Origin of the sequence: Pseudomonas sp. KBN10P06128, from assembly GCF_037574945.1 — a bacterium.
GTDB classification, from domain to species: Bacteria; Pseudomonadota; Gammaproteobacteria; order Pseudomonadales; family Pseudomonadaceae; genus Pseudomonas; species Pseudomonas aeruginosa.
In genome coordinates, this window is the sequence record NZ_JBBELR010000001.1 from 1,896,212 (window position 1) to 1,919,826 (window position 23,615).

The following is a 23,615-nucleotide window of genomic DNA, read 5'->3' on the forward strand; positions in this document are numbered from 1 at the left end:
CCGGGTCTGCGCCCTGTCCTACCCGTGCCGAGACGTCACCCGCGCAACGCCGGCGACCCAGGCTTCAGAAAAAACGTCAACGTATCCCTCGTGGCTCGCCTGCTACCCGTTTTCCCTCGACAGGAGTAGTCACGCATGTACCCCCAATTCCGTCGCGGCCATCTCGCCGCTGCCGTCCTTTTCGCTTCATCGAACCTGCTGGGCGGGCAGGCCCTGGCCGAGGACGAGCGCCTGGAAGAACTGGACGAACGCGCCGAATCGGTGGTCCAGCTGGGTGACGAGGTGGTGCTGGGCACCGCCGAACAGGAGCTCAAGCAGGCACCGGGGGTATCCATCATCACCGCCGAGGACATCAGGAAGCGCCCGCCGGTGAACGATCTCTCCGAGATCATCCGCACCATGCCCGGGGTCAACCTCACCGGCAACAGTTCCAGCGGCCAGCGCGGCAACAACCGGCAGATCGACATTCGCGGCATGGGGCCGGAGAACACCCTGATCCTGGTCGACGGCAAGCCGGTCAGCTCGCGCAACTCGGTACGCTACGGCTGGCGTGGCGAACGCGACACCCGCGGCGACAGCAACTGGGTGCCGCCGGAGGAGGTCGAGCGCATCGAGGTCCTCCGTGGGCCCGCGGCGGCACGCTACGGTTCCGGCGCGGCGGGCGGGGTAGTCAACATCATCACCAAGCGCCCGACCGATCGTTTGCGTGGCTCCATGACGGTGTTCACCAACATTCCGGAAAGCTCCAAGGATGGCGCCACGCGCCGCGCCAACTTCAGCCTCAGCGGGCCGCTGACCGAAGCCTTGAGCTTCCGCGCGTACGGCAGCGCGAACAAGATCGATTCGGACGATACCGACATCAACCTCGGACATACCGTCAACCCGAGCCGTACCGTGGCCGGACGCGAAGGGGTACGCAATCGCGATCTCAGCGGGATGCTGTCGTGGCAGGTGACCCCCGACCAGGTCGTCGATTTCGAAGCGGGCTTCAGCCGACAGGGCAACATCTATGCCGGCGATACCCAGAACAACAACGGCACCGCCAATACCCAGGGACTCGCCGACGACGGTGCGGAGACCAACCGCATGTATCGCGAGAACTACGCCATCACCCACAACGGGACCTGGTCGTTCGGTACTTCCAGGTTCGTCGCCCAGTACGACTCCACCCGCAACAACCGTCTGGAGGAGGGGCTGGCCGGTTCCGTCGAGGGGCAGATCGGCGCCGACCGTTCGTTCAGCACCAGCAAGCTGGAGAACTATCGCCTCAGCGGCGAACTCAACCTTCCGTTGCATGCGTTGTTCGAGCAGGTGCTGACGGTGGGCGCGGAGTGGAACAAGGAAACCCTCAACGACCCGTCCTCGCTCAAGCAGGGCTTCGTGGGAAGCGATAGCTTGCCGGGGACCCCCGCGGCCGGCTCGCGAAGCCCGAAAAGCAAGGCGGAGATCCGGGCGCTGTACGTGGAGGACAATATCGAACTGCGCCCCGGCACCATGCTCACCCCCGGGCTGCGCCTGGACGATCACAGCGACTTCGGCCTGAACTGGAGCCCGAGCCTGAACGCTTCCCAGACGCTCGGCGAATACTTCACGGTCAAGGCCGGTATCGCACGGGCCTTCAAGGCGCCCAACCTGTACCAGAGCAACCCGAACTACCTGCTCTATACCCGTGGCAACGGCTGCCCGATCCAGACCAGCAGCGGCGGCTGCTACCTGGTCGGCAACGAGAACCTGGACGCCGAGACCAGCGTCAACAAGGAACTGGGCATCGAGTTCCGGCGCGATGGCTGGGTCGCCGGGCTCACCTACTTCCGCAACGACTACAAGAACAAGATCGTCGCGCCGCTGGATGTCATGGGACAGACCGGGACCGGTAACAACATCCTGCAATGGAGCAACGCGAAGAAGGCGGTGGTCGAAGGCCTGGAAGGCAACCTGCTGGTCCCCCTGCACGAGGACCTGAGCTGGAGCACCAACCTGACCTATATGCTGCAATCCAAGGACAAGGACACCGGCAACCCGCTTTCGGTGATCCCCGAGTACACCCTGAACTCGACCCTGGACTGGCAGGCCAGCGAGCGTCTTTCCACCCAACTGACCAGCACCATCTACGGCCGCCAGGAGCCGCCGAAGCATGGCACCAGCCGCAACACGCCGGTGGTCTCGCGAAAAGAGGTGGGTACCTATGGCATCTGGGGCGTCAGCGCCGGCTACACCTTCAGCGAGAACCTGAGCGTACGGGGCGGGGTAAGCAACCTCTTCGACAAGCGCCTGTACCGCCAGGGCAACTCCTTCGACGCCGGCGCGGCAACCTACAACGAGCCGGGTCGCGCCTACTACGTTTCGATGACCACCTCGTTCTGATCGCCGCGGCCAACGCGCTTTCACCGGCAGGCGCAACGCCTGTCGGACCTTTCTTTGGCGTTGGTCAGGCATCGGCTGTCCAACGCCAGGTTTTCTCTTCGGACGCCTCTGGTCATCGCATCGCATGCCGTTTCGGGCGGTCTTTCGGCTGAATCGGCATGCATGACCGGATATTGCGGTGCTAGGGTCCGGCCCCAGTTTCCCGGTATCATGCTCAGCCTTTACCGTCAGTGCCGAACGAGTGCCTCCATGACCGTGCAGTACCCGACTATCGCCGACTGCGTTGGCAATACCCCTCTGGTGCGTCTGCAGCGCCTTCCCGGGGAAACCTCCAATACCCTGCTGGTGAAGCTCGAAGGCAACAACCCCGCGGGATCGGTGAAGGACCGCCCGGCCCTGTCGATGATCAGCCGTGCCGAACTGCGCGGCGACATCCGCCCCGGCGATACGCTGATCGAGGCTACTTCCGGCAACACCGGCATCGCCCTGGCCATGGCGGCGGCGATCAAGGGTTACAAGATGATCCTGATCATGCCGGACAACTCCACGGCTGAACGCAAGGCGGCGATGACCGCCTATGGCGCCGAGCTTATTCTGGTCAGCAAGGAAGAGGGCATGGAGGGCGCGCGCGATCTGGCCGACAAGCTGCAGCGCGAAGGCCGCGGCAAGGTCCTCGACCAGTTCGCCAATGGCGACAACCCGGAAGCCCATTACCACAGCACCGGCCCGGAAATCTGGCAGCAGACCGGCGGCAGCATCACCCATTTCGTCAGCTCCATGGGCACCACCGGGACCATCATGGGCGTATCGCGCTACCTCAAGGAGCAGAACCCGGCGGTGCAGATCGTCGGCCTGCAACCCATGGAGGGCTCGGCCATCCCGGGAATCCGACGCTGGCCGCAGGAATACCTGCCGAAGATCTATGACGCCAGTCGCGTCGACCGGGTCGTCGACATGCACCAGGACGAAGCCGAGGACATCATGCGCCGGCTGGCCCGCGAGGAAGGCATCTTCTGCGGCGTGTCCTCCGGCGGGGCGGTGGCGGCGATGCTGCGCCTGTCCCGCGAACTGGAGAATGCCGTGCTGGTGGCGATCATCTGCGACCGCGGCGACCGCTACCTGTCTTCCGGCGTCTATGACCCGCGCTGAGCATGTCCATGGCCAGAAATAAGGGCGGGCTGCGCTTCCAGCCCAGCGGTGGTGCGCGCGGTCCCGCGATACCGGTAGGCAAGAAGCAGCGCCTGACCATCGAGCGCCTGGCCCATGACGGCCGAGGTATCGCCCACGAGGCGGGGATGACCTGGTTCGTCAGCGGCGGGCTGCCTGGCGAGGAACTTGAGGCCCGGGTGCTGGGCGCGCGAAGCAAGGTGGTCGACGCGCGCAGCGAGCGCCTGTTCAGCAGTAGCGACCTGCGTCGCCGCGAGCCCTGCACTGTAGCGGGTCGCTGCGGCGGCTGCACCCTGCAGCACCTGGAACACGGCGAGCAGTTGGCCCTGAAGCAGCGTACCTTGCAGGAGCAGTTGCAGCGTTTCGCCGGGATCGAGCCGGAAGAATGGGCCGCCCCCCTGGTCGGGCCCGAATTCGGCTATCGGCGCCGCGCTCGGATCGCCGTGCGCTGGGATGCCAGGGCGCGGCGTCTGGATGTCGGCTTCCGTGCCTCGGCCAGCCAGGAGATCGTCCCCTTCGATGAGTGCCTGGTCCTGGTGCCGCCTTTGCAAACGATTGCCCGTGCCCTGCCTGCTCTTCTGCAGGACTTCCGCAAGCCGGAAAGCATCGGCCACGTGGAACTCTTCCATGGCACGGCCAGTGCATTGCTGTTGCGGCATACGACTGCCCTGGTCGACGAGGATCGCCAGCGCCTGGCCGCTTTCTGTTCCGCACACCAGGCCCAGCTCTGGCTGCAAGGTGCGGAACAGCCCTTGCCGGTGGAGCCGGCCGCCGAACTGGGCTACTCCTTGAGTGACTGGCAACTGACTCTGGCGTACCGACCCGGAGACTTCGTCCAGGTCAATGCGCCGGTGAACGAGTCGATGATCCGCCAGGCCCTTGACTGGCTGGCACCGACCGCCGACGAGCGGGTCCTCGACCTGTTCTGCGGGCTGGGCAATTTCTCCCTGCCGCTGGCGCGCCGGGTGGCGCGGGTAGTCGGGGTGGAGGGCGTGGCGGCGATGGTCGAGCGGGCAGGCGCCAACGCGCTGGCCAATGGCCTTGGCAACGCGCACTTTTTCCAGGCCGACCTGTCCAAAGCGCTTGCCGAAGCGCCCTGGGCGGAGCAAGGTTTTACCGCTGTGCTGCTCGATCCGCCGCGCGACGGCGCGTTCGAGGCGGTACGCGAAATGAGTTCTCTGGGTGCCCGGAGGGTAGTCTATGTATCCTGCAATCCGGCGACCCTGGCGCGCGATGCTGGCGAAATGGCCAGGCAGGGCTATCGTCTGAAGCGCGCCGGAATCCTCGATATGTTTCCGCAGACCGCACATGTCGAGGCCATGGCTTTGTTCGAGGCAGGCTAGGATGCCTGCGTAATCCGACCAGCCCGTTCGAAGGCTGGCGCAGTCATCGGTGGGCTACGCGCACCGTGGTAAAGGGTAGGCAAGATGGTACAGGTGAGAGCGCACCAGCCGGTCAACACCGACGGCAGTATCAACCTCGAGGCCTGGCTGGACCACGTCCAGAACCTCGTCCCCGGGCTCGATCGTCAGGGCTTGCTGGAGGCTTGCGAGTTCGCTCGCGAATCCGAGCAGCGAGCGATCGCCGCACAGAACTCCTGGGCAGAAGGCACGTCCAGCTTCCAGACCGGACTGGAAATCGCCGAGATCCTCGCGGACCTCAAGCTGGATCAGGAGTCCCTGGTCGCCGCGGTCATCTATCGAGGCGTGCGGGAAGGCAAGATCACCCTGGAAGCGGTCAACAAGCATTTCGGGCCGGTGGTGGCCAAGCTGATCGAGGGCGTGCTGCGCATGGCCGCGATCAGCGCCAGCCTCAATCCGCGCCATTCCATGGTGCTGGGTACCCAGGCGCAGGTGGAGAACCTGCGCAAGATGCTGGTGGCGATGGTCGACGACGTTCGCGTCGCCCTGATCAAGCTGGCCGAGCGCACCTGCGCCATCCGCGCGGTGAAGAACGCCGACGAGGAAAAGCGCCACCGCGTCGCCCGGGAAGTCTTCGATATCTACGCGCCGCTGGCCCACCGCCTGGGCATCGGACATATCAAGTGGGAGCTGGAGGACCTGTCCTTCCGCTACCTCGAGCCCGACCAGTACAAGCAGATCGCCAAGCTGCTGCACGAGCGCCGGCTGGATCGCGAGCAGTACATCGCCAACGTGATGAGCCAGTTGAAGGAAGCTCTCGCGGCCACCGGCGTACAGGCCGATCTCAGCGGGCGGGCGAAACACATCTATTCGATCTGGCGCAAGATGCAGCGCAAGGGCCTGGACTTCAGCCAGATCTACGACGTTCGCGCCGTGCGCGTGCTCGTTCCGGAGATGCGCGACTGCTACACCGCGCTGGGCATCGTGCATACCCTCTGGCGGCACATTCCCAAGGAATTCGACGACTACATCGCCAACCCCAAGGAAAACGGCTATCGCTCGCTGCACACCGCAGTGATCGGCCCCGAGGGGAAGGTGCTGGAAGTACAGATCCGTACCCACTCCATGCACGAAGAGGCGGAACTCGGGGTCTGCGCGCACTGGCGCTACAAGGGGACCGACGTCAAGGCCAGCTCCAACCATTACGAGGAAAAGATCTCCTGGCTGCGCCAGGTGCTCGAATGGCACGAGGAACTGGGCGACATCGGTGGCCTGGCGGAGCAACTGCGGGTCGATATCGAGCCGGACAGGGTCTACGTCTTCACTCCCGACGGCCACGCCATCGACCTGCCCAAGGGCGCGACCCCGCTGGATTTCGCCTATCGGGTCCACACTGAGGTCGGGCACAACTGCCGCGGGGCGAAGATCAACGGACGCATCGTGCCGCTGAACTACAGCCTGCAGACCGGCGAGCAGGTCGAGATCATCACCGGCAAGCACAGCGGTCCGAGCCGTGACTGGCTGAACAGCAACCTGGGCTACGTCACCACCTCCCGGGCGCGGGCGAAGATCGTCCATTGGTTCAAGCTGCAGGCGCGGGACCAGAACGTCGCTGCCGGCAAGGCCCTGATCGAACGCGAACTGTCGCGCCTGGCGCTGCCGCCGGTGGATTTCGACCGGCTGGCGGAGAAGGCCAACGTGCGTACCGCCGAGGATATGTTCGCCGCTCTCGGCGCCGGCGACCTGCGCTTGGCGCACCTGGTCAACTATGCCCAGCAACTGGTCGAGCCGGACCGCGACAGCGAGCAACTCGAACTGATCCCGCGCAAGCCGAGCAAGATCGGCCACGGCAAGCGCGGCGACGTGCAGATCCAGGGCGTCGGCAACCTCCTGACGCAGATGGCCGGCTGCTGCCAGCCGCTGCCGGGAGATCCCATCGTCGGCTACATCACGCTGGGCCGTGGGGTCACCATCCACCGCCAGGATTGCGCCACCGCGCTGCAACTGGCGGGACGCGAACCGGAGCGGATGATCCAGGTCAGCTGGGGGCCGGAGCCGGTTCGCACCTATCCGGTGGATATCGCGATCCGTGCCTATGATCGTTCCGGCCTGTTGCGCGACGTGTCCCAGGTGCTGCTCAACGAGCGGATCAACGTTCTGGCGGTGAATACCCGTTCGAACAAGGAAGACAACACCGCGACCATGCAACTGACCATCGAGATTCCCGGTCTGGACGCTCTTGGACGCCTGCTGGCGCGCGTTTCGCAACTGCCCAACATCATCGAGGCGCGGCGCAACCGTACGCCTTGAGGCGAGGCGGAAACAGGCCACGGGCGCTCGCAGGCTGCCCGTGGCCTTTTCGTTTCCGGAAAGGGCAGAATGCCCGGACCGTTCACTGAAGACCCGAGATACCCATGTACCGACTCGACGACCTGCTCCACCTCATGGCGCGCCTGCGCGATCCCGAATTCGGCTGCCCCTGGGATCTCCAGCAGAGCTACGCGACCATCGTCCCGCACACCCTGGAAGAAGCCTACGAAGTAGCGGACGCCATAGAGCAGGGGGATTTCCCGCAATTGCGCGAGGAACTGGGCGACCTGCTGTTCCAGGTGGTCTATTACAGCCAGTTGGCTCGCGAAGAGGATCGCTTCGCTTTCGACGAGGTGGTGGACGGCATCACCCGCAAGCTGATCCGTCGACATCCCCACGTATTCCTCGATGGCGATCTCTATGGCAAGCCCGATGCGGCGAAGCTCGCCGAAGCGGCGGTCAAGCAGCGCTGGGAAGAACTGAAGGCCGAGGAGCGTGCCGCCAAGGCCAAGGAGCCGCAGCAGTTGTCGCTGCTGGATGACGTTCCTGTCGCCCTGCCGGCGTTGTCACGGGCGGCGAAGCTGCAGAAGCGCGCGGCGCAGGTCGGTTTCGACTGGCCGGAAGCGCTGCCGGTGGTGGACAAGGTTCGCGAGGAGCTGGACGAAGTCCTCGAGGCGATGGCAGAGGGTGACGAGGGTGCCGTGGGCGAGGAGGTTGGCGACCTGCTGTTCGTCGTGGTCAACCTGGCCCGGCATCTCAAGGTCGATCCGGAGGCTGCTCTGCGCCAGGCCAACGGCAAGTTCGAGCGGCGCTTCCGATTCATCGAGCGGAACCTGCGCGAAGCCGGCCGGAAAGCCGAAGAATGTTCGCTGGAGGAACTGGACAGCCTCTGGGGCGAGGCCAAGAAAGCGGAGAGGAGCGCGCCTGGCTGTTGATGGGGAAAATTACCGTGGCAGCCGGGCTGCCACGGCATCTGAATCAGCCGAAGATCCAACGATAGAGGATGACCAGCAGGATCACCGCCAGCACCGGGCGGAGGATTCGGTAGGCCTTCGGGTAGGCGCGTTTGAAGCGCTTCACCTGGGCGCCGATGGCATTGCCGCCGCGAATGGCGACCGAGTAGGCCTGGTTGATGCTGCCGACGCGTTCGCCTTCGACGTTCTGCGGTGCGGTCGCACGCCCGAGAATGCCGCTGATCCAGCGATTGAGCCGGGTCAGCAGGCGGGAACGGAGCGGCCGCTCGATATCGCAGAAGAGAATCACCCGGGTCTGCTCGGTCTCGTTCTTCACCCAGTGGACGAAGGTTTCGTCGAACATCACGTCTTCGCCATCACGCCACGCGTAGGGCTGGCCGTCGACGTAGATGCGGCAGTTGTCCGAATTCGGCGTGGACAGGCCGAGGTGATAGCGCAGCGAGCCGCCGAAGGGGTCGCGGTGCGGATTCAGGTGGCTGCCGCCGGGAAGCAGGGTGAACATCGCGCCCTTGACGTTGGGGATGCGGCTCACCAGCTCTACGGTCTTCGGGCAGAGCTGCTGGGCGGAGGGCAGCGGGCCGTCGTACCAGGTCAGGTAGAAGCGCTTCCAGCCTTTCTTGAAGAACGAGCCGAAGCCGGCTTCGTTGTTGTTCAGGGCAGCCCGGATATAACCCTCGTCGAACAGGTTGAGGGCTTCTTCGCGGATGGTTTGCCAATTGTTCTTCAGTTCGTCCAGCTCCGGAAAACGGCTGCGATCCAGATAGGGCTTCGAGGGGACGCTGGAGAACAGGTACATCAGCGAGTTGTAGGGGGCGAACCAGGCGGAGTGGTTGACCAGTTGACGCAGGAAGGGCAAGCGCGCGCGCCCACGGAAATGGACGAACAGGACGCTGGCGACGAACAGGCCCACCAGAGTGACTTTTACCAGGAGAGAAACGCTCATGCCTTGCTTTCCATGCCTTCGATATCAGGGGCCGGGAGGAGTGCCTGCGGGTGCTCGGGACGGTAGGGAGGGGTCTCCAGGGCATGCGTGGCAGTTTGCGAGCCGCCGAGACTTGCGTTGAGGCGGCTGAGGCTGGAGGATTATACCCCCTGCGAGGGCCGGCTGAACCCCAGTCGGCTGGAAGATTATGCCGCACCCCACCGGGCGTGCCACGCGAGCGAGTCGTTGACGAATGAGCATGTCATTGCGTGACCAGTTGCTGAAAGCCGGGCTGGTCAATGAGAAACAGGCCAAGCAGGCCACCAAGCAGAAACAGAAACAGCAGCGCCTGGAGCACAAGAACCAGGTCGACAAGGACGACTCCCAGCGCCAGGCGGCGGAGCAGGCCAAGGCGGAAAAGCTGGCGCGCGACCAGGAATTGAACCGCCAGCAGCAGGAAAAAGCCGAGAAGAAGGCCAAGGCCGCGCAGATCAAGCAACTTATCGAAGGGACGCGCCTGCCCAAGCTGGAAAGCGACGACTACTACAATTTCGTCGACGCCAAGAAGGTCAAGCGGATCGCGGTCAACGACCTGATCCGCGACAAGCTGAGCCGAGGCAGCCTGGCTATCGTCAGCTATGACGGACGCTACGAGATCGTGCCCCGGGATGCGGCGGTGAAGATCCAGGAGCGCGATCCGCGGCGGGTGGTGCTGCTCAACGTACAGAGCCAGGAGCCGGACGAAGACGATCCCTACAAGGACTATGTGGTGCCCGACGATCTCATGTGGTGAGGTCCGCATCCGGAGTGTCGCTTGACCGGTACGGATGCCGGTCAACTACCAATTCTGGAATGCGAAGCAGTTCTAAAATAACTACCGATGATTTCGTTTCGATAGCATAATGCCTTTCCTCAGAAATCTCCTACGGCTGCCTTTGCGTGCATCTGTGGGCTAGCCGCCTATCGAAAAGGACGTTGGTATGCCTTCCTCACAGCTTCCGGGGGCTTCGCCCTCGGAGATCGATATCGTTCAGCTGTTCCAGCAATTGTGGGCGTCGAAGTGGCTGATAGCGCTGATCGCGGCCTTGGCGACCGCCGCTGCGCTCGCCTATGCGCTGTTGGTCGTTCCGACCTACCAGGTGGATGTCCTGTTGCGGCCGATCCAGACCAAGGCCCTGGAGGCTGTCAACATCGAAGGTCTTTACGCCATGACTCCGCGGGAAGCGTTGGAGCGCGTCGGCAACGAGCTGGCAGCCTACTCCGGCAGGCTGGAGTATTTCGAAGCCCATCCAGAGCTATTCCAGCAATTGAACGCCGAGGGCCTGTCCCCCGAGCAGGCTTTCTGGAAGTTCAACCAGGATGCCTTCAGCATGCAGCAGACGGACTTGAAGAAGGACCCCCAGGCGGCGCCTTTCTTCCGCTTGTCCATGCAGTATCCCCAGGGCATGGATGGTGCCGCCATTCTCAACGGCATGCTCGCGTCGACCATCGAGAACGAGCGCCAGCGAATCCTGGACGACCTCCAGGCACGTATCGACGGCCGCCTGCAATTCCTCGAGCAGGATATCGAAGGCAAGCGTGCCAGTTACCAGGCTAGCAAGGAAGGCAAGATCGCCCGGTTGCTGGAAGCGGACAGCATCCGGCGGGCTGGCTTGGAGGATGAGCTCAGGGCGTTGCGCGGGCGGCTGAAGATGGTGCGCGACTCGCGTATCCAGCAGCTCAACGAAGCCATCCAGATCGCCACGCGGCTGGGGATCGTCAAGCCGACGACCCCGGGCGCACTGGGAGAGGTCGGGCAGGATGGCTCGCGCAGCGTTTTCCGCACCGAGGTGAATAACCAGCAGATTCCCCTGTATTTCATGGGTGTCGATGCCTTGACCGCCGAGCGCGATACCTTGCTCAAGCGCAAGGGCGATGACTTCACCGAGCCCCGCGTGGCGAAGATCCAGCAGGAGCTGAAGCAACTGGAGAACAACCGTGAAGTGCAATACCTGCAGGCTCGAAAGGGCGAGGAGCGTTTCTTCGAAAACATCGACAAGCTGCGTGGAGAGCAGGCGCGTCTACAGACCTTGAGGGCAAGTGACCTTAAGATCGAACTGGTACGGGTCGACCAGAAAGCTGCAACGCCTCTGAGGCCGATCAAGCCACGCAAGGCCCTGGTGGTGGCCTTGGGCCTCCTGGGTGGGCTGGCGCTCGGCGTGCTGGTGGCTCTGGTTCGGGCGATGTTGCGTGCCCCACGGCAACGGGTACAGGAAGATAGCCTGCCGCCGGGAGTCGTCAGCCTCGACCGGAGCCTTTCCGGGACCTGGGACCAAAGGTGCGCCCCCGAAGTACGCGGGGGCGCATGGTTCAGGCCGATTTACCTATCTGCCGCAGTTCTTCTTCTTTCTCCAGTTTGATCCGATAGGCGTGGGCGTCATCCTCGTTATGGAAGACGCCAACCAGCAGTCCCTGCTGATGCACGTCCCAGCAGCGGCGGCCAAGCGCACGCAGCTCGCGGGATTTGTGGTCATCGTCACGCTCGGTCACTGTCACACTCATCTTTTCTGCTCCAGGGTTGATCTGCATCAAGGCAAATCCAGCCTATTTCAATAGCAGGCTAATCAAATAGTCCTGGAATTGAGAAAAACCTTTTCAGTTTCCAAGGTGTGAAGGTGGCATGCCGGATGCTCTGGAACAGGCCTCTTCCCTCAGGCGTATGCGGCCGAACAAGGCCGCTTCCGTGAGGGCGGTAATCGCCAACAGGCGATCCAGGCGCAGCAGCAGAGTCGCTCCTTCGACGGCCACCTCAAGGTATTCCTCCTTGCCGCCGCCTGGCCGAACGGCCCGGGTATGCGTCGTGCGCGCCTCGGCTTCGAAGCGAACACCATCCTCGAGTTCGAGGAGCAACCGGTAGCGGTAGAGGCAGGCGATCTCCAGGTAGTCATGGAGATCGCAGGCGATCGGGTGGTAGCTGTCCATTGGCCTCAACAGCCTTCCAGGGGAAGGATGTAATGGCCATGGAGCCGAATGGCTTCGGCAACCTCTGCTGTCGCAATCTCGCTATGGCAGTAGCTGCAATGCCCCTGGCTGATATCGGCCTCGTCTATGCCTCTTCCGGCGAGCCAGCGTCGAGCGAACTCGCCGGCGCGAGCCCCCAGCTCCTCCGTGACCAGGACATCGAAGTGCAGGTAGCGGCCGTCGCGGGTTCGCACATGGGTGTCGAAGATCTTCACCTCCATGGCCGTTCTCCTTATTTCAGATCGCTGAGCGCCGCACCGAAGTTAAGGTGCAGTACCTGTCCATCGACAACCAGGGCAGGAACCGACTTGACCCCGGCCTTTTCCGCCTCGGCGATGCGTGCCGATTGTTCGGCGAGATGGACCACTTCGATGTCCACCTGCTTGCGATCGAGCAATGGCAGCAAGGAACGTTCGGCTTCGACACAGATTGCGCAGCCGGCGTGGTAGTAGATGGCTTTGGTCATGCTGATTCTCCTGTAGGAATTTAGTATCGATACGATACTTTTTCAGCCTAAACAAGAGGTGACCTCTTTGTCAAACATGTTTTTAGTCGATACTATATTGGCAAGGAGGTATCCCATGTCCGCCATCGCCCTTTACGATTACCTGGAAAGGCTGACCAGCCTGATGCGTGCCTGGTCCCGCGAGCAGCCGCTGGTGGCTGAGCTGCAGCCGGTGCAGTTGAGCGCCTTGCATTACCTGGCGCGTTGTAATCGCTATTCGGATACTCCGCTGGGCGTGACCGAATACCTCGGCTTGACCAAGGGCACAGTGTCGCAATCGCTCAAGGTGCTGGAAGGGCGGGGGCTGATCAGCAAGCTGCCGGATGCGCGGGATCGGCGCAGCGTTCATCTGCGGCTGACCGATGCGGGGCGCGCGCTGATCGAGGCGGTGATTCCGCCGCAGTTCCTCGAGCAGGCCGTCACGGCACTGGGCGAGAAGGGCGAACACTTGCAAGGCTTGTTGCGTGATCTTCTGGTCGTCATCCAGCGTCAGGAGGATGTGCCTGGTTTCGGCCTTTGTCGGTCCTGCCGGTTCCATCAACGGCGTGCGGGTTCGCCCTTCTGCGGTCTAACCGGGGAGCCGTTGAGCGCTGTCGATGCCGAGCTGATCTGCCGCGAGCACCAGGCCTGCGGCTGACCCGCGGGCAATAAAAAACCGGGCAATGGCCCGGCTTTTCGTGGGAGAGGGGGTCAGCTCTTTTCGCCAGTGACGGTCTTGCCGTCGATGGTGCCTTCCTTGAGCATGATCTGGTATTCCTTGCCGTCGGTTTCCATCTGGTACAGGCGGACCAGCAGATAGTCCCAGTCCTTGGCGAACCAGAGGATGGTCTTGCGGTTGCTCTTGCCCGGATCACGCACGCGCTCGACCTTGATCGCGTTGATCAGGCCGGCCTGGGTGCGTACCTTTTCCTCGCCGAGAACCCGGAAGTCGTAGGTATCGACATCCTCGCCCTCGATGATCTGGTAGCTCATGCTCTTCTTGCCGTCGGCAACGTCATGCTGCAGGACCAGTTGATAGGTGGACTTGTCCAGTTGACCGCGATTCAGGGGTTGCCGCACCGCATCGCCGCGGTCGCTGCCGAGCACCTGCTTCTGCGACCAGTCGAAGTCCAGTTCGATCTGCTTGCCTTTGCCCAGACCTTGGCGGGCGAAGCGGTAGGTCTGTGGCAGGAAGGTGTCGTTCTCGACCTTGAAGGTGCTGACTTCGTTGAGACTGGCCAGCAGCATGGAGGCCTCGAAGTCCAGTTGCCAGCGGCCGTCGCCGAGAGCCTTCAGGCTGCGGGAGGCATTGCCGCTGATGGGCATCTGTTTCCAGTCGGCGGTATAGCTGGCGGTGAACGGCTTCAGCTCGAAGGCATAGGCCGGCAGGGTCAGCAGCGTCAGCAGGAACAGCATGGCTTTACGCATTGCGAATCTCCTTGGTGCGAATCTGATGGCCGGTGGCAGGCAGGGCCTGGCCATCCAGCAGGGCGCCCTGTTCGCCCAGGCGCAAGCGGCCCTCGGCGAACCAGCGCATGGCCAGCGGGTAGATCCGGTGTTCTTCCTCGTGAACCCGTCTGGCCAGGCGTTCCGGCGTATCTTGCGACTCTACCGGGATTACTGCCTGTACGACCAGTGGCCCCCCATCGAGTTCCTCCGTCACGAAGTGCACGCTGCAACCGTGCTCGCGGTCGCCGGCTTCGAGGGCGCGTTGATGGGTATGCAGCCCTTTGTGGCGCGGCAGCAACGAGGGATGGATATTCAGCAGTCGCCCCTGGTAATGGCGAACGAAATCGGCGCTGAGGATGCGCATGAACCCGGCAAGGATCACCAGGTGCGGTTCATGGGCATCGATCCGTTGTGCCAGGGCCTGGTCGAAGCTTTCGCGATCGGCATAGGCCTTGTGATCGAGCACCTCGGTCTGGATGCCGGCCTGGCGCGCGCGTTCCAGGCCATAGGCGTCCGCGCGGTTGGAGATCACCGCGCGGATCCGGGCCGGCGTGGCGCCCTCCCGGAGGCTGTCGATCAGCGCCTGCAGGTTGCTGCCGGAGCCGGAAATCAGCACCACGACATTGCAGAGTTTCGGCATCAGTGGTTTTTCAGATTGTTCAGGACCACGCGCTCGGCGTCCGCGCCGCAGGTTTCGATGCGACCGATCTGCCAGGGTTGCTCGCCGGCGGCACGCAGGACTTCCAGGGCTTTCTCGGCGTCGCTCTGGGCCACGCAGATGACCATGCCGACGCCGCAGTTGAGTACGCGATGCATCTCGGTCTCGTCGACGTTGCCCTGTTCCTGCAGCCAGTCGAATACCGCCGGACGGTTCCAGCTGGCGACATCGATCACGGCCTGGGCGTTGTCCGGCAGGACGCGCGGGATGTTGTCCAGCAGGCCGCCGCCGGTAATGTGAGCCATGGCCTTGACCGCGCCGGTCTGCTTGATCAGTTGCAACAGCGGCTTGACGTAGATGCGGGTCGGCGCCATCAGCAGGTCGGCCAGCGGCTTGCCGTCGAGTTGGACCTGCTCGATGTCGGCGCCGGAAACCTCGATGATCTTGCGGATCAGGGAGTAGCCGTTGGAGTGCGGGCCGGAGGAGGGCAGGGCGATAAGCGCGTCGCCGGCCTGGACCCTGGAGCCGTCGATGATCTCGGCCTTTTCCACGACGCCGACGCAGAAGCCGGCCAGGTCATAGTCTTCGCCTTCGTACATGCCGGGCATTTCGGCGGTCTCGCCGCCGACCAGGGAACAGCCCGCCAGTTCGCAACCGGCACCGATGCCGGTGACTACGGTGGCGGCGACGTCGACGTTGAGCTTGCCGGTGGCGTAGTAGTCGAGAAAGAACAGCGGCTCGGCGCCGCAGACCACCAGGTCGTTGACGCACATCGCCACCAGGTCCTGGCCGATGCTGTCGTGCTTGTTCAGGTTGAGCGCCAGGCGCAGCTTGGTGCCCACCCCGTCGGTGCCGGATACCAGCACCGGCTGCTTGTAGCCGGCCGGGATTTCGCAGAGGGCGCCGAAGCCGCCGAGGCCGCCCATCACTTCCGGGCGTGCGGTGCGCTTGGCCACGCCTTTGATGCGTTCCACCAGGGCTTCGCCGGCGTCGATGTCCACACCAGCGTCCTTGTAGCTCAACGAGGGTTGCTTGCTGCTCATAAATCCAGGCCTATAGGGGTAATTCGGAGATCGGCCGGCCGCCCAGGCGTGCAACGCTGTTTGCCGGTTTTGAAGGCGCGCGATTTTATCAGGCTTGCCACGCAGCGGCCATCTCGGTTGCCGCTGGACGGACTGCTGTTTAAGGTATAGGTCCACTTGCGCGGCCCTCACAGCTCGTCGCCGCCGTTCCCATCCGTTCGTCGAGAGCCCTCCATGCGCATAGCCCGACTCTTCGTTCTCTGTTTTTCCCTGCTAGGCTTGCCCGTCTTCGCGGCAACGGTCCCCAATCTCTACCAGGTCCACGAGCCGGTTTCGTCGCAGCAGCCCGGGGAGCGCGATGCCGGACTGGTGCGAGCCCTGCAGACCCTGCTGGTGCGCCTGACCGGCAATCCGCAGGCGCCGCAGAACCCGGCATTGGCGGGGTACCTGAAGGATCCGCAGCAACTGATCAGCCAGTACGCCTTCGAAAATGGTCCGCCGCTGGCGCTGGTGGTCGATTTCGATCCAACCGCCACCGGTAATGCGCTGCGTGCCGCCGGCCTGCCGAGCTGGGGCGCCAACCGCCCGGCGGTGCTGGCCTGGTGGCTGAACGAAAGCGCCGATGGCAGCACCCTGGTCGGTGACAACCAGGCCTCGGCCGAACCGCTCAAGCGTGCGGCGCAGAACCGCGGCTTGCCGTTGCGCCTGCCTCTGGCGGATCTCGACGAACAGATCGTCGGTACCCCGGAGAACCTCACCGCCGCCCAACCCGATGCCCTGCGCGCAGCCTCCGAGCGTTATGCCGCCGATGCCTTGCTGGCAGTGGACGCCAAGGAGGCGGACGGCAAATGGCAGGCGCAATGGCGGCTGTGGATGGGCGATTCGCGGGAGCAAGGCCAGGCTGAAGGCGCTACGCCCGACGCGTTGGCAGACAGCGTGATGCTGGCCGTCGGCAACCGCCTGTCTACCCGTTTCGTTGCCACGCCGGGAGCGGCGACCGGCCTGACCCTCCAGGTCCAGGGCGCGACACTGGCACGCTATGCCGAGTTGCAACGCCTGCTCGATCCGTTCGGCGCGCGTCTGGTAGGCGTGCGGGGCGATCGCCTCGACTATTCCGTGAAGGCCAGTCCCGAGCAATTACGTGCCCAGCTGGGCCTGGCGCAGTTGCAGGAAATCCCGGCCGACAGCGTACCGCTGGATGCCTCTGGCCAGCCCGCAGCGCCCAGCGCGGCGGTGCCGTCGTCGTCCCAACTGAATTTCCGCTGGCAGTGAGTCGGCGCGCCGATCCGCTCCTATGCAACGGAGCGGGCCGGCGCGCGACCGGCCGATGCTCTGGGCAAGGAGCCTCGGCTATCGGCAAACCTTTGATTTTGCTTGCCTAGTTGCTCATTGTGCGGCCTTGCCGAGGCGTATAAACTTTGCAGCCTTTACGGTGACTCCTGCGGCGTTTTCGGATTGTCCGCCCAGCCTGGCATGAAACCTATTCAGCTTCCCCTCAGTGTGCGTCTGCGCGACGACGCCACCTTCGCCAACTACTATCCCGGTGCCAATGCCGCGGCACTGGGATATGTCGAGCGTTTGTGCGAAGCCGAGGCTGGCTGGGCGGAAAGCCTCATCTACCTCTGGGGACACGACGGCGTCGGTCGCAGCCACCTGTTGCAGGCGGCCTGCTTGCGTTTCGAGCAGTTCGAAGAGCGAACCATCTACCTGCCGATGGCAGATCTGGTGCAGTACGGCCCGGAAATCTTCGACGATCTCGAGCAGTGCGAGCTGGTCTGCATCGACGACCTGGATGTGCTGGTTGGCAAGCGAGAGTGGGAAGAGGGGCTGTTCCACCTGTTCAATCGACTGCGCGATACCGGTCGGCGCCTGCTGCTGGCGGCATCGAAGTCGCCCCGGGAGCTGCAGGTCAAGCTGCCGGACCTGAAGTCCCGCCTCACCATGGCGCTGATCTTCCAGTTGCACGGTCTTTCCGACGAGGACAAGCTTCGTGCCCTGCAACTGCGGGCATCCCGTCGTGGCTTGCATCTGACCGATGAAGTCGGTCGTTTCATCCTCAACCGCGGTTCGCGCAGCATGAACTCTCTGTTCGATCTGCTGGAGCAACTGGATCGCGCTTCGCTCCAGGCTCAGCGCAAGCTGACCATTCCTTTCCTCAAGGAAACCCTCGGCTGGTAAGCGTCGACAGTCCGTCGGCGAACTCCCGCATGGCCGTGCCGCAGTCCTTGGGTTTCGCTTGCAGCAGGAAGTGACCGCCTTCTATCCGTCTCTCCATCCATGCGCCGGCAATACCGGAGCGCTGGTTGTCCGCAGGCTTACCGGCGGTCGGCACTGGAAAGCGGCGCAGGCAGGGCAGGAGGGGGCTCCTGCCTTACCATCAGCGTTCCCCGGCGACCCTTCGGTCGTACTGGAATCGCCAGCGCGTATAGAGCAGCGCGGCGCAGAACAAGGTCACGCTGAGTAGCACTTCGGCCCAGCCGAACAGGCGCTGCGTGGGATCGAAGGCGGCGAGTACGCCGAGGATGAAATACAGGTTGACCACGTAGCAGGCCCAGGCATGCCCGCGCGCGCTGCCCATGAGCAGTCCGGGGGCCACCACCAGCAGCGGCAGCAGCTTGAAGGCGAGGACCAGCCAGGGCACCCAGCTCGCTGCACCATGGGCGTCCGCGTAGATCAGGTCGCGAATGAGGATGAGCAGGACCAGGCCGACGAAGCTTCCCAGGCTGATGGCGCGGCTGAGCGCCAGGCGCGGCTGCAGCCACGCTACTTCGGGCAGCGGTTTGTTCTTGCGGGCCATTTCAACTCCCCAGCTTGCCGGCGGTTTCCGCCAGGCGTTTGCCCAGCGCGCGACACAGGGTCAGTTCGTGCTCATCGAGGCTGCGCTTGCCATCGGCGCCGGCGAAGTGGCTGGCGCCGTAAGGCGTGCCGCCGCCGCGGGTTTCCAGCAGGGCGGGTTCGCTGTAGGGAATGCCCAGGACCAGCATGCCGTGGTGCAGCAACGGCAACAGCATCGATAACTGAGTGGTCTCCTGGCCGCCGTGCAGGCTGGCGGTGGAGGTGAAGACCGCTGCCGGCTTGCCGACCAGGCCGCCGGTCAGCCACAGGCTACTGGTACCGTCGAGGAAGTATTTCAGCGGGGAAGCCATGTTGCCGAAGCGGGTCGGGCTGCCGAGGGCCAGGCCCGCGCAGTTCTTCAGGTCCTCCAGGGTTGCGTACAGCGCCCCCTCCGCGGGGATCTCCGGGGCGACCGCTTCGCATTCGGTGGATACCGCGGGAACCGTGCGTACGCGCGCCTCGAAGCCGCCCTGTTCGACGCCACGGGCGATCTGCCGGGCCATTTCCGCGGTAGCGCCATGGCGACTGTAGTACAGCACCAGGATGTAGGGACTGCTCAAGCGAGGATCTCCAGGACTCTTTCCGGAGGCCGGCCAACCACCGCCTTGTCACCCGCGACCAGCACCGGGCGCTCGATCAGCTTCGGATGTCTGGCCATTGCCTCGATGATGGCCTCTTCGCCAAGACTGGGCTCATCCAGGCCGAGGGCCTTGTATTCGTCCTCCCCGGTCCGCAGCAACTGGCGGGCGGGAATGCCGAGCTTGGCCAGGATCGCTTTCAGCTCGGCGGCGCTCGGCGGGGACTCCAGATAGCGCACCACTTGCGGTTCCAGGCCGCGGGCTTCGAGCAGTTCGAGCGCTGCGCGGGATTTCGAGCAGCGCGGATTGTGCAACAGGATCAGTTCGCTCATGTCAGGGGTCGCATGGCCGGTGAAGTGACGGCTATTCTAACCGCCTCGTCGACCAGGACTGAACCCGTCGGCGCGAAGTACCGCCCCGAGAGGCGAAGAACCGGCGCGACTTCAAGGAGAGGGCATGCGCGAACATTTCAACGATGGGGTCGAGTTCGCTCGCTTCCTCGCTCATCGCTTCGTCACCGACAAGGCTCCCAACAGCGCGGCGGCGCTGACCTACACCACGTTGTTCGCGGTAGTGCCGATGATGACGGTGATGTTTTCCATGCTTTCGCTGATTCCGGCATTCCATGGCATGGGCGAGTCGATCCAGACTTTCATCTTTCGCAATTTCGTGCCTTCCGCTGGAGAAGCGGTGGAAACCTACCTGAAGAGTTTCACCACCCAGGCCCGGCACCTGACCTGGGTCGGGGTGGTCTTTCTGGCAGTCACCGCCTTCACCATGCTGGTGACCATCGAGAAAGCCTTCAACGAGATCTGGCGGGTTCGCCAGCCACGCCGGGGTGTCGGGCGGTTCCTCCTCTACTGGGCGATCCTCAGCCTGGGCCCATTGTTGCTGGGGGCCGGCTTCGCCGTGACCACCTACATCACTTCGCTGTCGCTGCTCCATGGCCCGGACGCGTTGCCGGGCGCGGAGACGCTGCTAGGGCTGATGCCGCTGGCGTTCAGCGTGGCGGCCTTCACCCTGCTCTATTCGGCGGTCCCGAACGCCCGGGTCCCGGTGCGCCATGCCCTGATGGGCGGCGTGTTCACCGCGGTACTGTTCGAAGCCGCGAAAACCCTGTTCGGGCTGTACGTAAGCCTGTTTCCCGGCTACCAGTTGATCTACGGTGCCTTCGCCACCGTGCCTATCTTCCTGCTGTGGATCTATCTTTCCTGGATGATCGTTCTGTTCGGCGCGGTGCTGGTCTGCAATCTCTCTTCTTCCCGTCTCTGGCGGCGGCGCTCGCTGCCCAAGCTGATCGTTCTGCTCGGCGTGCTGAGGGTGTTCCACCAGCGCCAGCAGCTTGGACAGTCGCTACGCCTGACCCACTTGCATCGTGCGGGTTGGCTGTTGCCCGAGGATGAGTGGGAGGAACTGCTGGACTTTCTCGAGAAGGAGCAGTTCGTCTGCCGCGCCGGCGGAGGTGAGTGGGTGCTGTGCCGGGATCTTGGCGCCTACAGTGTGCACCGCTTGCTGAATCGCTGCCCCTGGCCCATGCCTAGCCGAGAGCGCATGCCTGCGAATCTGGACGAGGCGTGGTATCCGCCGTTCCAGCAGGCCATGGAGCGCTTGCAGGTGGAGCAGGAGGCGCTGTTCGGAGAAAGCCTGGCCCACTGGCTGGCGGACGGAACCTCGGGAGCGAAGGTGACGTAAAGTGTCAGTTTGCGGCGAACGATGTGCATGAGGCGCTGCATTCTGCCGGAGGAATCCCAGCAAGCGCAGGGAAAGCGCTGTTGGCACGCTTCTGGCAAACCCTCGTGTGACAGTCGTTTCACTCCGTAGTTCCGCCGAGGTTCCCGTTCATGCTCCCAATGTCGAACAAGGTCGTCCATTTGCATCACAAGGATGAGCAGGCAGCGCTTGAGCGTTTGAACCGGATTACCGGGCTGCAGTTCAGCAGTTGGCCGGAGTCGCTGGTGCCGGCGCGTAGCGTCAGCGAACCGTCGCCTGAGAAAGAGCGGGACGAACCCCTGCTCGATCAGGTACGCCAGGGCTGAGCGATCCGGCTCAAGCTTCGGACACCTGCTGTGACCTGTTTTCCTGCTCCACCGCTTGTACGAAGAACTCCTCCACGACCAGTCGGGAAAAGGCCGTCGCCGACTTCAGGCGTACCTGCATGTTCTCCACTTTCTGCCGTACGGGCAGGCGGGCAATGCCGGAAAGCAGGATGCGTTGCTGGCGGTCGATTCGTCCGTGATCCACCGCCACTTCGCGTTGGCGCCCGCCATCCAGATAGCTGACCACCAGTGACACCAGCAGGTCGCAGGCATCCGGAAGATGTAGCCAGGCGGCAATGTTGTAGTCCGCGACCAGGCCCTCGTGGGCTGTCAGGGTCGGGCGTGCGGCATCCACCAGGTGTGGGGGGACGCTTCCGATCAGATGGTCTTTCATAAGCAGCAGTGTGTCCGTTAAAAAGGGCTTCGGACTCGTCGCTCTCGACTTCTCCCCAAGTCGATCCTGCCGATGCCTGGGCATACGGCCGGTTGAGTCGTCGCGTCGTGTGTGGCACGCGGATTATAGGGGTGGTCCTTTGCGTCAAACTGTGCGGTTCGACGGCGATTGTCGTGACTCTTCTCGCACTTTGTGCCTTGTAGGAAGTATCGGGGCTTCTTCTTCCCATATTCGTCTCCACTCGGTTTTGCAGAGGTGGATGGCTTCCAGTAAGGTCTCGCCATAGTGCCGCGCCGGGTTGCCCTGGTCCGGCCGAAGTTTTCCTGACTCGAGAGGTTCCTGACATGGGGAGTTGGCTACGCCCGCTGGGCGCTGCTGCGGTGTTGTTTCTCGCGGGCTGTTCGGCGGATTACGGAGTCGACCAGGACGGGCGTCCTGTCGCTGCGGAGCAGTTGGACGGGCATTGGCTGGTGGTCAATTACTGGGCTGACTGGTGCGCGCCCTGCCGGACCGAGATTCCGGAGATGAATCGCCTTGCGCAGGTGCTGGAAGGGCAGGGCGGGCGCGTCATTGGCGTGAATTTCGATGGCCTGCGCGATGCCGAGTTGAAGAAGTCGGCCGATGGCATGGGGATTCGCTTCACCGTGCTGGCCGATGATCCGGCGCCTCGCTTCAAGCTCCCTCGCAGCGAAGCGTTGCCTGTCACCTATATCGTCGATGCTCGGGGGGAAATGCGTCAGCGTCTGCTGGGCGAGCAGACGGCCGATGGCATATTGAAACAGCTCGAGGCTTTGCGGGAGGGACGCTGATGGCGAGGATCTGCTTGCATGCCTATGTCGGCGGCCGGGTACAGGGCGTCGGTTTCCGCCAGGCGACCCGGGAAGAGGCTGATCGCCTCGAACTCGACGGTTGGGTGCGCAACCTGGATGACGGGCGTGTCGAGGTCGTCTGGGAGGGCGAGGAGGACCGGGCGAAAGCCCTGGAGCGATGGCTGGGGCGGGGCCCGCGGCACGCGGAGGTCTCTGCGGTCGAGGTCGAGCAAATGCCGCTGCAGGGGATCGCTGGCTTCGTCGTCCGTCGCTGACGAGGCGAGTTCGCCGTCAGGGCGTCTCGCCAGGGTCCGCGGCCAGGCGTCCGGCATCCCGGAGCAGGGCATGCATGAACTGCTGCTGCAGTTCGGGGTCGTTGCGCGTGAGTTCGATCAGGCTCTGTTCCAGTTCGCTGGCTTCTTCTTCCAGGCCCAGCTCCGCGAGGCGTTTCACCCGATGGACCCAGTGGTGGACGTCATCGCCTTCCAGGTCGTCATAGATCAGGGCGTGAGCTTCCAGGAGCTTGCCGCGCAGGCTGCGGCTGACGCGGAGGCTGGCATCGGCGCGGGTACCATCCTGCGGGTCGCTCACCGAAAGATGTATCTGCGAGATGCGGCTGATGTCCTGTTCGGCGAAGGGGCTGTCAAGCAGGTTGAGGCGCAGCACGCCATGACGGTCGGTAAGCAGTTCGTTGAGTTCCTTGCCGGAACTGACCATGACCGGACGCTCCGCCCAGGGCAGGCTGGAGTACTCCAGGCGCTTGTCGCGCTGTTTCTCGTCGATGCTCGCGAGATTCTGTTCGGCGCGACCGTTGGATTCCACGTTCATGAACGGATTCACCCCGGCCAGCCCATAGTTGATCCAGCCGTGGGTGATGTTGTCCGGTACGCTGCCGAAGGTCACCACGTTGACGATGTTCGCTCCGACGCCGGCCACCAGCGCCACCGCGCCCAACGGGATCTCGTAGATCTCCCGCCAGGCCTGGTACGGCGTATAGCGGTCGTAACGGCGCGTCACCTCGAACTCGGTGACCTCGAAGGACTTCTGGTCGTTGATCCGGACCCGGCGCTGCGGTAGTTCGAGCACATCGGGCTGGCCGACATCGACTTGCAGGGTATGTTCGAGCAGCTTCCGCTCGACGCGCTCCTCATGCTCGCTACGCTGCGGCAACTGGTTGGCGCAGCCGCTCAGCAGAAGGCCGCCGCACAGGGCGGCGGCGAATAGGCGCAGGGGTCTTCCGGTGGGCATCGTT

The 23,615-nt window shown here is 63.7% G+C and carries 26 protein-coding genes and 1 pseudogene; 14 read left to right on the forward strand and 13 right to left on the reverse strand.

Features of this window, described 5'->3' with window-relative positions; translation table 11 throughout:
- Positions 1–135: 135 nt before the first annotated feature.
- The 5 genes from pirA to mazG all read left to right on the forward strand — a co-directional run bounded on the left by pirA (position 136) and on the right by mazG (position 8,137).
- Complete coding sequence (gene pirA, locus VQ065_RS08920) at positions 136–2,364, forward strand: TonB-dependent siderophore receptor PirA (RefSeq protein ID WP_003086036.1); 2,229 nt, start codon at positions 136–138, stop codon at positions 2,362–2,364.
- 249 nt (positions 2,365–2,613) lie between these two features.
- A complete protein-coding gene (gene cysM, locus VQ065_RS08925) occupies positions 2,614–3,513 on the forward strand; it encodes a cysteine synthase B (protein ID WP_003086037.1) in 900 nt (299 codons plus the stop codon).
- 8 nt (positions 3,514–3,521) lie between these two features.
- The gene (gene rlmD, locus VQ065_RS08930) at positions 3,522–4,874 is read left to right on the forward strand and encodes a 23S rRNA (uracil(1939)-C(5))-methyltransferase RlmD (RefSeq protein ID WP_003086039.1); all 1,353 of its coding nucleotides are present in this window, start codon (positions 3,522–3,524) and stop codon (positions 4,872–4,874) included.
- An 84-nt stretch (positions 4,875–4,958) separates the two neighbouring features.
- Positions 4,959–7,202, forward strand: a complete 2,244-nt coding sequence (relA, locus tag VQ065_RS08935) for a GTP diphosphokinase (RefSeq protein ID WP_003086042.1) — start codon at positions 4,959–4,961, stop codon at positions 7,200–7,202.
- Positions 7,203–7,306: 104 nt separating this feature from the next.
- On the forward strand, positions 7,307–8,137 hold the full coding sequence (gene mazG / locus VQ065_RS08940) for a nucleoside triphosphate pyrophosphohydrolase (RefSeq protein WP_003086045.1): 831 nt from the start codon (positions 7,307–7,309) through the stop codon (positions 8,135–8,137).
- A gap of 43 nt (positions 8,138–8,180) precedes the next feature.
- On the opposite strand, the gene lpxO2 is transcribed toward mazG, so the two are convergent.
- Entirely contained in the window at positions 8,181–9,119 is a 939-nt protein-coding gene (gene lpxO2 / locus VQ065_RS08945) for a lipid A hydroxylase LpxO2 (RefSeq protein WP_003086047.1), read from the reverse strand.
- A gap of 232 nt (positions 9,120–9,351) precedes the next feature.
- Here lpxO2 and VQ065_RS08950 point away from each other — a divergent pair, with 232 nt between their 5' ends.
- Complete coding sequence (locus VQ065_RS08950) at positions 9,352–9,891, forward strand: DUF2058 domain-containing protein (protein WP_003086049.1); 540 nt, start codon at positions 9,352–9,354, stop codon at positions 9,889–9,891.
- Positions 9,892–10,078: 187 nt separating this feature from the next.
- Positions 10,079–11,404, forward strand: a pseudogene (locus VQ065_RS08955) (Wzz/FepE/Etk N-terminal domain-containing protein); the annotation flags it as partial.
- A 43-nt stretch (positions 11,405–11,447) separates the two neighbouring features.
- Here the strand turns inward: VQ065_RS08955 and VQ065_RS08960 are convergent.
- From VQ065_RS08960 to VQ065_RS08975, 4 genes are all read right to left on the reverse strand, one after another.
- Positions 11,448–11,639 (reverse strand): hypothetical protein, encoded by a 192-nt coding sequence (locus tag VQ065_RS08960; RefSeq protein WP_003454532.1) that lies wholly within the window; start codon positions 11,637–11,639, stop codon positions 11,448–11,450.
- A 93-nt stretch (positions 11,640–11,732) separates the two neighbouring features.
- Positions 11,733–12,059, reverse strand: a complete 327-nt coding sequence (locus tag VQ065_RS08965; protein ID WP_003086055.1) for a Rho-binding antiterminator — start codon at positions 12,057–12,059, stop codon at positions 11,733–11,735.
- A 5-nt stretch (positions 12,060–12,064) separates the two neighbouring features.
- Positions 12,065–12,319 (reverse strand): DUF2024 family protein, encoded by a 255-nt coding sequence (locus VQ065_RS08970; RefSeq protein WP_003086057.1) that lies wholly within the window; start codon positions 12,317–12,319, stop codon positions 12,065–12,067.
- 11 nt (positions 12,320–12,330) lie between these two features.
- Positions 12,331–12,564 carry a glutaredoxin family protein gene (locus tag VQ065_RS08975; protein WP_003086058.1) on the reverse strand — a complete coding sequence of 78 codons (234 nt, stop codon included), beginning with the start codon at positions 12,562–12,564 and terminating at the stop codon, positions 12,331–12,333.
- Between the two features lie 115 nt (positions 12,565–12,679).
- On the opposite strand from VQ065_RS08975, the gene VQ065_RS08980 reads away from it, so the two are divergent.
- Complete coding sequence (locus VQ065_RS08980) at positions 12,680–13,240, forward strand: MarR family winged helix-turn-helix transcriptional regulator (RefSeq protein WP_003086060.1); 561 nt, start codon at positions 12,680–12,682, stop codon at positions 13,238–13,240.
- A 53-nt stretch (positions 13,241–13,293) separates the two neighbouring features.
- Here VQ065_RS08980 and VQ065_RS08985 read toward each other — a convergent pair whose 3' ends face one another.
- Genes VQ065_RS08985 through purM form a run of 3 tightly spaced genes read right to left on the reverse strand, consistent with a single transcriptional unit; the run spans position 13,294 to position 15,732 of the window.
- Positions 13,294–14,010, reverse strand: a complete 717-nt coding sequence (locus VQ065_RS08985) for a DUF3108 domain-containing protein (RefSeq protein WP_003086061.1) — start codon at positions 14,008–14,010, stop codon at positions 13,294–13,296.
- The gene (gene purN, locus VQ065_RS08990) at positions 14,003–14,671 is read right to left on the reverse strand and encodes a phosphoribosylglycinamide formyltransferase (protein ID WP_003086063.1); all 669 of its coding nucleotides are present in this window, start codon (positions 14,669–14,671) and stop codon (positions 14,003–14,005) included. Before purN ends, VQ065_RS08985 begins: the two co-directional genes overlap by 8 nt.
- A complete protein-coding gene (purM, locus tag VQ065_RS08995; protein ID WP_003109942.1) occupies positions 14,671–15,732 on the reverse strand; it encodes a phosphoribosylformylglycinamidine cyclo-ligase in 1,062 nt (353 codons plus the stop codon). Before purM ends, purN begins: the two co-directional genes overlap by 1 nt.
- Positions 15,733–15,945: 213 nt before the next feature.
- Between purM and VQ065_RS09000 the strand changes: the two genes are divergently transcribed.
- Together VQ065_RS09000 and hda are read left to right on the forward strand one after the other, a co-directional pair.
- Complete coding sequence (locus tag VQ065_RS09000) at positions 15,946–16,983, forward strand: DUF2066 domain-containing protein (RefSeq protein ID WP_003123220.1); 1,038 nt, start codon at positions 15,946–15,948, stop codon at positions 16,981–16,983.
- A 201-nt stretch (positions 16,984–17,184) separates the two neighbouring features.
- Positions 17,185–17,889 (forward strand): DnaA regulatory inactivator Hda, encoded by a 705-nt coding sequence (gene hda, locus VQ065_RS09005; RefSeq protein WP_003102398.1) that lies wholly within the window; start codon positions 17,185–17,187, stop codon positions 17,887–17,889.
- A gap of 199 nt (positions 17,890–18,088) precedes the next feature.
- Here the strand turns inward: hda and VQ065_RS09010 are convergent, their stop codons facing one another.
- Genes VQ065_RS09010 through arsC form a run of 3 tightly spaced genes read right to left on the reverse strand, consistent with a single transcriptional unit; the run spans position 18,089 to position 19,456 of the window.
- Positions 18,089–18,508 (reverse strand): DUF2069 domain-containing protein, encoded by a 420-nt coding sequence (locus tag VQ065_RS09010; protein ID WP_003086072.1) that lies wholly within the window; start codon positions 18,506–18,508, stop codon positions 18,089–18,091.
- A 1-nt stretch (position 18,509) separates the two neighbouring features.
- Entirely contained in the window at positions 18,510–19,106 is a 597-nt protein-coding gene (gene wrbA / locus VQ065_RS09015; RefSeq protein ID WP_003086074.1) for an NAD(P)H:quinone oxidoreductase, read from the reverse strand.
- Complete coding sequence (gene arsC, locus VQ065_RS09020; RefSeq protein WP_003086076.1) at positions 19,103–19,456, reverse strand: arsenate reductase (glutaredoxin); 354 nt, start codon at positions 19,454–19,456, stop codon at positions 19,103–19,105. Before arsC ends, wrbA begins: the two co-directional genes overlap by 4 nt.
- 124 nt (positions 19,457–19,580) lie before the next feature.
- Here arsC and VQ065_RS09025 point away from each other — a divergent pair, with 124 nt between their 5' ends.
- Positions 19,581–20,816, forward strand: a complete 1,236-nt coding sequence (locus tag VQ065_RS09025; protein WP_003086078.1) for a YihY family inner membrane protein — start codon at positions 19,581–19,583, stop codon at positions 20,814–20,816.
- 158 nt (positions 20,817–20,974) lie between these two features.
- On the forward strand, positions 20,975–21,160 hold the full coding sequence (locus tag VQ065_RS09030; protein WP_003086081.1) for a hypothetical protein: 186 nt from the start codon (positions 20,975–20,977) through the stop codon (positions 21,158–21,160).
- A gap of 10 nt (positions 21,161–21,170) precedes the next feature.
- Here the strand turns inward: VQ065_RS09030 and VQ065_RS09035 are convergent, their stop codons facing one another.
- On the reverse strand, positions 21,171–21,554 hold the full coding sequence (locus VQ065_RS09035; RefSeq protein ID WP_014603632.1) for a hypothetical protein: 384 nt from the start codon (positions 21,552–21,554) through the stop codon (positions 21,171–21,173).
- Positions 21,555–21,898: 344 nt separating this feature from the next.
- Between VQ065_RS09035 and VQ065_RS09040 the strand changes: the two genes are divergently transcribed.
- Together VQ065_RS09040 and VQ065_RS09045 are read left to right on the forward strand one after the other, a co-directional pair.
- Complete coding sequence (locus tag VQ065_RS09040) at positions 21,899–22,363, forward strand: TlpA disulfide reductase family protein (RefSeq protein WP_003102387.1); 465 nt, start codon at positions 21,899–21,901, stop codon at positions 22,361–22,363.
- Entirely contained in the window at positions 22,363–22,638 is a 276-nt protein-coding gene (locus tag VQ065_RS09045; RefSeq protein WP_003102385.1) for an acylphosphatase, read from the forward strand. The genes VQ065_RS09040 and VQ065_RS09045 overlap by 1 nt, the downstream gene beginning before the upstream one ends.
- A 16-nt stretch (positions 22,639–22,654) precedes the next feature.
- On the opposite strand, the gene VQ065_RS09050 is transcribed toward VQ065_RS09045, so the two are convergent.
- Positions 22,655–23,611, reverse strand: a complete 957-nt coding sequence (locus tag VQ065_RS09050) for a hypothetical protein (protein WP_003086088.1) — start codon at positions 23,609–23,611, stop codon at positions 22,655–22,657.
- Positions 23,612–23,615 lie beyond the last annotated feature (4 nt).